Origin of the sequence: Prevotella sp. 885, assembly GCF_002265625.1 — a bacterium.
Classification (GTDB): domain Bacteria; phylum Bacteroidota; class Bacteroidia; order Bacteroidales; family Bacteroidaceae; genus Prevotella.
Genome location: NZ_NOVE01000018.1, coordinates 46,122 through 53,594, shown reverse-complemented (window position 1 = coordinate 53,594; position 7,473 = coordinate 46,122). Strand labels below are relative to the sequence as shown.

The 7,473-nt window shown below is 44.4% G+C and carries 7 protein-coding genes and 1 pseudogene; 2 read left to right on the top strand and 6 right to left on the bottom strand.

Features of this window, described 5'->3' with window-relative positions; genetic code table 11:
* A pseudogene (locus CHL74_RS16200) lies at positions 1–103 on the top strand (ISAon1 family transposase); the annotation flags it as partial.
* Between the two features lie 13 nt (positions 104–116).
* On the opposite strand, the gene CHL74_RS07510 reads toward CHL74_RS16200, so the two are convergent.
* The 6 genes from CHL74_RS07510 to CHL74_RS07485 form a co-directional block, all read right to left on the bottom strand.
* Positions 117–605, bottom strand: a complete 489-nt coding sequence (locus CHL74_RS07510; protein WP_094880548.1) for a hypothetical protein — start codon at positions 603–605, stop codon at positions 117–119.
* 11 nt (positions 606–616) lie between these two features.
* Positions 617–1,624, bottom strand: coding sequence for a bacteriophage abortive infection AbiH family protein (locus tag CHL74_RS07505; RefSeq protein ID WP_094880547.1), 1,008 nt, complete (start codon positions 1,622–1,624; stop codon positions 617–619).
* A 147-nt stretch (positions 1,625–1,771) separates the two neighbouring features.
* Positions 1,772–2,242, bottom strand: coding sequence for a hypothetical protein (locus CHL74_RS07500; protein ID WP_094880546.1), 471 nt, complete (start codon positions 2,240–2,242; stop codon positions 1,772–1,774).
* Positions 2,233–2,826, bottom strand: coding sequence for a Panacea domain-containing protein (locus CHL74_RS07495; protein WP_094880545.1), 594 nt, complete (start codon positions 2,824–2,826; stop codon positions 2,233–2,235). Before CHL74_RS07495 ends, CHL74_RS07500 begins: the two co-directional genes overlap by 10 nt.
* Positions 2,827–3,769: 943 nt before the next feature.
* Entirely contained in the window at positions 3,770–4,816 is a 1,047-nt protein-coding gene (locus tag CHL74_RS07490; RefSeq protein ID WP_254923244.1) for a mannose-1-phosphate guanylyltransferase, read from the bottom strand.
* Positions 4,817–4,855: 39 nt separating this feature from the next.
* Positions 4,856–5,533 carry a hypothetical protein gene (locus CHL74_RS07485; RefSeq protein WP_141241266.1) on the bottom strand — a complete coding sequence of 226 codons (678 nt, stop codon included), beginning with the start codon at positions 5,531–5,533 and terminating at the stop codon, positions 4,856–4,858.
* A gap of 305 nt (positions 5,534–5,838) precedes the next feature.
* On the opposite strand from CHL74_RS07485, the gene CHL74_RS07480 reads away from it, so the two are divergent.
* Positions 5,839–7,473 carry an ABC-F family ATP-binding cassette domain-containing protein gene (locus CHL74_RS07480; RefSeq protein ID WP_094880542.1) on the top strand — a complete coding sequence of 545 codons (1,635 nt, stop codon included), beginning with the start codon at positions 5,839–5,841 and terminating at the stop codon, positions 7,471–7,473.

Here is a 7,473-nt window from a genome sequence, read left to right as displayed (position 1 = left end):
TGCAGAATCTTTCAATGCAAAAGTCAAGCATTTCAGAGCACAACTTCGGGGTATCATTGACAAGAAATTCTTTCTCTTCAGACTAACAAGATTGTATGCTTAATCCACACACTTTTTCAGGTGAGCCAAAATTCGCCTATGAATTTTGGATCGGGGACAGAATGCAATACACAATTCTCATGAAACTCATTGTTGAGAATGTGAAGAATCCTTGGATGCCAAGCATCAACAAACTGATGAGGTATAATTATGCTCAATCCATTTAAGAAACATAAGGCGTAAGCAAAGGCATAGGCATCAATTTCATCAGCTTTTATGTCATCTTGAGTTCCTTCTGCTTGACGCTTTCTGCGCTGGTAAATCTCTCTTGCTGTACGGTATATATCGTTACGCAAGATTGTATATGTATTACATTCTACAACTTTCTTAAGCAAGTTTGTATTAATGACGATATCATCCGATTCTTTCAGTAGCATCACCATCATCGTCGGAACTGGTATTGGCATATAACTAATGCTTATCTGAGAAGCATTGATTCCTAAATATCCACATGCTTCACGCAGAAATTCTCGCACAAGTTGTTTTATATTATCTTTTGTAAGCATAGCATTAATACTTAATGGTGAAAATTGGGGTTTATCAAGAAATCAGACATTGGCTTAAAATGTATATTATCAACAGGTATACTTAACGGCAAAAGCGTATCCAGAGCCTTGGTTTTATCCGCCTCTGAAAATATGCTCACATACCATTGAATTGCCTGAGGATTATCGTTTGAGGATATTATTTTCCGTATATATGGTTGGTCTACTTTTGAGAAGGAAAATCCCCATACATATATTGTTTTCACCTCATGCAAAGATGCAAAATACGACACGTTTGAGGAAATAATCTTTTCTACCGGCTTTTGAGAATCATAATAATATGATTCTACAGATTCTGTAATGGATTCGTATTCGGGAAGATACTGTGTATCACCTTGATACATTCGATAGATATTGTCGCGCTTAAAGTATTTTTTACCTTTCTTATTATAATGTGGACGATCATAGCCTCTTGATTTCCACCATTGGTCAAATATCTTATCATTATCTTCTGCGTGACCAACAACTAAGCTACCCCATTGCTGAGTTTTAACTCCATGTATATGATTCACCTGAGAAGAAGGTATACCATAATGACTTTCAAGGAATGTGGTATAGTTGAACGATAGAAACCGTGCATAATCATCTATATAAAACATTTTCTGATTGTAATCTCGTGGAGCATGTAAAGAACATACCCACTTATGAAAATCCTTCTTAAGATCATCAATAAGATTTTCAACCATACATCTTGCCGTGTCTCCACCTAGTAAAAAGTCAGCCATTGTCCAATCATCTGGATCAGATTTAGAATCTGGTAACATTGCCTCACCTGCCGCCAAGAAATAATCTCGATTTACATAAGCCATACTTGTCTCAAAATCTGACCAAAGAGCATCATACGAACATACTGTTTCGTATATATTAAACAACTCAAAGTCATGCTTCTTTAGCCATTCACAAAATGATGCGTATGAACTTGCTACACCATGATGTAAATCGAAACCATTACCTATTATATATAATACATTATCAACCATATCTTTTTTATAATGATTACGATAAATAACTTAGGACGTAGCGTTATGTTCTCACTTTGCCCACAGCGGCGCTGCTTCGCAGCTTGCAGTGGGTTTCGGATGTTTGTGCTCAACATGCATCTTATCCTCGCCATGACAAAGACCTTACTAAATTATGCCGAATCTCTTCTTGTCCTTATTAGTAAGAGTCTCAGTTGTTTTGAGAATATCAAAAATACCTTGAAGGTCAGAGTCTATAAGCGTACCGAAGTACTCTCCTTCCATGAGTTTCTCCAATGGAATAGAGAAGAGCATACCACAATCTACATAGCTGTCATACTTCAAGAATTCAGGGTAATCGGTCTGATGAAGTAGATACTGGGCAGAGAGGAATGCGGCAGAATAGGCTGATTTAGGACTCATCTTGGTATTTACCAATACCGACCCATAGCAAACCTTCTTTACCTTATCGACTCCTATGATTACCAACTTCTTTGGCTTCTGATTTCTTCCATCCTTAAACACCAAGCCCTCATCTATAGAAATAATGGTTCTGATTAATGAACCTATCTCCAACTTCTCTTCTGTAACTTTACGGAGATTGTCAAGATAAGCCTTTTGTAGTTCCCTTAAATCCATGCCAAAGCCTTTTGGAAAGACTGGCGCTCACGGATAACTGTCAACATAGCCTTGCTGGCACCTGCTGCTTCTGCCATGTCATACATTGTAATCTTAGTGTCCTCACCTGTCTTGTCAGCTTGACGCTTTGCTCGCTTCCAAGCTTTATCCTCGTGGGACTTATCAGACAGGTCAAATGGATCTACATTTTTGCATTTGTCAATCCACTTATCAAGCATTTTGACATCTGCAACAGAGAGTTCATCCATATCACATTTTGCATTCTTTGAAGCAAGGATAACCTGATGTCCATCTTGAGATAACTGAACATCCAAAGAATCTGCAAAGTCTTTCAATTCAGGAGAAGAAATATCAGTCTTTCCTTCTACCCCACGTAAAACCTTATAGGTTAACGTTGGAACAGGGCCATGCTTTCTTGCCACAAAAGTATCATAGACGATTGGCAAGCCGTACTCTTTTAACTGATTCTGCTGGGCAAAATACATCACCTTGAAGAGGTGGATGTAATCCACTCCTTCAGGAAATGCCTTAAGAATGTAAAGCACCACTGCCTTAATCTTTAATATTTGATCTATTGTCTTCATTATCTTATTCTTCTTGAATTTGACAAAGATACAACTTTATCACTAAACCACCAAGTTTTTTTCAGATTCCTTTAACTTTATACGTTTGTCCCGCTTCGCGGAACAAAATAAAAAGAGAGGGTTACTTGCCCACAGCGGCGCTGCTTCGCAGCTTGCAGTGGGTTTCGGATTGTAGGTCCCGCTTTGCGGAACCCTGCTGCTCATACTCAATCTGCTTGTATTCGTGGGTGCGAGGCCTAATATAATTATTAGTGAGTATTTGGTAATTATTATCTGGGATGCAAATATCGTACAAAGAGTAAAAACATGTTACAAAATAAAAATTGATTCTAGAGAATCAAAAAGCTGTTTTTATGGGTTTTTACAGCATCAAAGCCTCTCTTGTCAACCTTCAAAAACACAAAGTGCCCTCATTGCGCCGCTTTCACAGTCTAAAAGTGGCGCTATTACAACGCAATAGTAGAGGTATAGGGTGGTAAAAGCGGCACTATTACACCGTAAAAGTGCCACTTTGACAACCCGTTTGTACCTGTACTTTTTCCAGAAAACGCATAACCAGCTGTATACCAGCGTTATAGCGCCAAACGCTCAAAACTCAAGAATTTCGCGCCAAAGATTTTGTTGTGCGCTCAACTCATAGTATTGAGCATCAGAAATGCAAATATTGTCTTCGGCGGAACCACCGAAGAATTAGGAATTTTGAGTTTTGAGTTATTCTTGGCTTTGCCTGCACACCCTACACCACATGTCTTCATGTCAAATAATCATGGTTTCTTGGCTGTACGTGGGTGCGGGGCTACGGCGAGACGCCATAGCCTCCCAGGTTTGTATTGGATGCTTGAGAGAAATTACTATCCACTAATCACTACTCAATAATCACTATCTACTAATCACTACTCAATAATCACTATCTACTAATCACTACTCAATAATCAATAGTATACTATTTGCCGAACTCTTTGATTCTTTGTTCTTCCTTTAGCTGGCAGACTAAGAGTTGGCCGTGCTTTTCGGCTATGATGTAGCCATCTAAGCCTTGGACTACAACCTTGGTTTCGTCGGCGGCGTGGACTACGCAGTTCTTGCAGTCGTAGAGGCGGATGTCTTTGCCTACCTTAGCGTTGCCGTTATCGTCCTGCGGGAGGAGGGTGCGGAGGCTACCCCAGCTGCCTAAGTCGCTCCAGCCGAACTCGGCGGGGAGGGTGAAGATGTCTTTCGACTTCTCCATTACGGCGTAGTCGATGCTTATCTTTTCGCAGGTGGGAAAGAGTCTGCCTACCACCTCTTTCTCCTTGTCGGTATAGAAGGAATCGGACATTTCGTCCATGATGGCTGCGAGGTTGGGTTGGAAGGTGCGGATGGCTCGGCTGATGGTGTCGATGTTCCACACGAAGATACCGGCGTTCCAGTAGTAGTTGCCAGCAGAGAGGTACTGCTCTGCGGTGGTGAGGTCGGGCTTTTCCTTGAAAGCTTCCACCTTATATATCTCGTCAACGTCCGTGGGCTCGGCAGCGGCGATGTAGCCGTAGCCGGTCTCGGGGCGACTGGGCTTGATACCGATGGTGACGATGACTTCCTTGTCGGCTGTATAGCAGAGTGCCTTGCTGAGGACACGCTGATATTCTGATGTGTTGATGACCAGAGCATCGGATGGGGTTACCACGATGTTGGCATTTGGGTGCTGCTTCTGTATCTTCCAGCAAGCGTAGGCGATGCAGGGGGCAGTGTTGCGTGCCTCGGGTTCGGCGAGGATATTGTCAACGGGCATGTCAGGGATCTGCTCCTTGACAATGCTGATGTATTTCTCGTTGGTGACCACCCACATATTCTCCACGGGGCAGATGGGCTTCAAGCGGTCGACGGTGAGCTGGATGAGCGAACGTCCCACGCCCATCACGTCGATGAACTGCTTGGGGTGGTCGGGGGTGGACATGGGCCAGAAGCGGCTACCGATGCCACCAGCCATAATGATGACTTGGTTACTTCTCATTATTATTAATTATTAATGATAACTACTAAATAACAACTATTATTCTTTCACTTCCTCGAAGTCTTCCTTGTGGACGCCTCGGATGGCTACGGCGTAGCCGCCGAAGTCGAAGACTAATTGGCGGTCGCGGTCTATGCGGATGATGTAGCCTTCGCAGCCGGCGAAGATGCCTGTGATGACTCTAAGCTTTACGTGGTTACGGGCGAACTTTTCGAAGGGGTCGCTGAGGAAGGTCACTCGTTCCGGATTGTCCTTCAATACCATCATGAAAGGTTGCATTATCTTGTCGGGGATGGAGGCTGGCTTGCCTTTGCACTTGTCGATAACGAGATGGTATGTTGAATAATTGAGTTTCAGGAATTTCTGAAGGTCCCTTGTTCTGCCTTGCAAGAATACCATTCCACTAATGGTGGGTGTATTCTCTTTCTTCACTCCTCCCCTCTCGTTCTTCTCCTTATAAGTATAGGTGCGATGAACAAAACATGCATGGGCTGAGTCGGGATGGTTCTTGTTGTATTCCTTCATCCGCCTCTCAAAGGCAGGAACCGTCATGTTATGAATGAACAAATATCCCCACGGCAGACCCTCTTCACGACGGGGTGTTCTCTCTATACCCAAGTCCGATTTTTCATCAGCCTTGGTAACGTGGGTGCCCTTTGGTAAACGGTGGTCTACGTCGGCTGTAGGAAGTGATTCCAAGCAATCCTGCGTCGTCATCTCTTTCTACTTTATGTTCATTGATTCAACCATGCGAGATGGCCGAGAAGTCTTAATCAATCGAACCTTCATATCAAAAATGTCTTATCGTAAAGTCCCTGAAGAACCTTTATTTACTATCATATTACGTCCACTTCCATATAGAAAGTGGCAAATACGATGCAAAGATAATGTTTTTATTGGGATTTCATAGCTTTTTCATTCAAAATTATAAAAAAGAAACCACAAAACAGCAATGTTGATGAAACATAGAAGAAAAATAGCTAATTTTGCAGTTCATAACACAATAATCACACAAAACATATATGATTACAGTAGATGGACTGACCGTCGAGTTCGGCGGCACCACCCTATTCAAGGATATCTCCTTCCAGATAAACGAGAAAGACCGTATAGCACTTATGGGCAAGAACGGCGCTGGCAAGAGCACGCTGCTCAAGATAATAGCCGGTGTAAGAAAACCCACACGAGGCTCGGTTTCGGCTCCCAAGGACTGCGTAGTGGCTTACCTTCCGCAACACCTGATGACAGAGGACGGACGTACCGTCTTTGACGAAACTTGCCAGGCCTTCGCTCATCTGCATGATATACAGGCAGAGATAGACCGCATCAACAACGAACTGACGACGCGTACGGACTATGAGAGTGACGAATATATGCAGCTCATTGAGAAGGTGTCGACTCTCTCGGAGAAATTTTATGCCATTGACATGACGCACTTCGAGGAGGATGTGGAGAAGACGCTGCTCGGTCTTGGCTTCGAACGCAAGGACTTCGACAGACCAACGAGCGAGTTTTCAGGAGGATGGCGTATGCGCATTGAACTGGCAAAGCTGCTGCTCAAATCGCCCGATGTGCTGCTCCTCGACGAGCCTACCAACCACCTTGACATCGAATCAATAGGATGGCTGGAAGACTTTATCATCAACAGCTCGAAAGCAGTGGTGGTAATCAGCCATGACCGAAAGTTTGTGGACAACATCACCACACGTACAATAGAGGTGACAATGGGACGCATCTACGACTATAAGACCACATACAGCCAATATCTGGAACTGCGCAAGGAACGCCGCGAACAGCAGATGAAGAAGTATGAGGAACAGCAGAAGATGATAGCCGAGACGAAGGACTTCATCGAGCGTTTCAAGGGCACCTACTCGAAGACGTTTCAGGTGCAGAGCCGTGTAAAGATGTTGGAGAAGCTGGAGCTTATAGAGGTGGACGAGGAAGACACAAGCCACCTGCGACTGAAGTTTCCGCCAAGTCCCCGCAGCGGCGCTTACCCCGTACAGATGAGCGACGTGGCTATGAGTTTCGGCGAGAAGACCGTGTTCAGCGGCGTGAACCTTACGGTGGAGCGCGGTGACAAGATAGCCTTCGTGGGACGTAACGGCGAAGGTAAGTCGACACTCGTGAAATGCATCATGGGACAGTTGCATAACGAGGGCAAGCTGGAGTTGGGACATAACGTACAGATAGGCTACTTTGCCCAGAATCAGGCTTCGCTTCTCGACGGCGAGCTGACCGTATTTCAGACTATTGACGACGTGGCAAAGGGTGAGATACGCAACAAGATACGCGATCTGCTCGGTGCTTTCATGTTCGGAGGAGAAGAATCGACAAAGAAGGTGAAGGTGCTCTCGGGCGGCGAACGCACACGTCTCGCCATCCTGAAGTTGCTGCTGGAGCCGGTGAATCTCCTCATCCTCGACGAGCCCACCAATCACCTGGACCTCAAAACCAAGGATGTGCTGAAGCAGGCTCTACAGGACTTTGACGGAACGCTCATCGTAGTGAGCCACGACCGCGACTTCCTGGACGGGCTGGTGAGCAAAGTGTATGAGTTCGGTCATGGCAAAGTGCGCGAACATCTATGCGGCATATACGAGTTCCTCGAATCGAAGAAAATGGAAAGTCTCCAGGAATTGGAAAAGAAATAA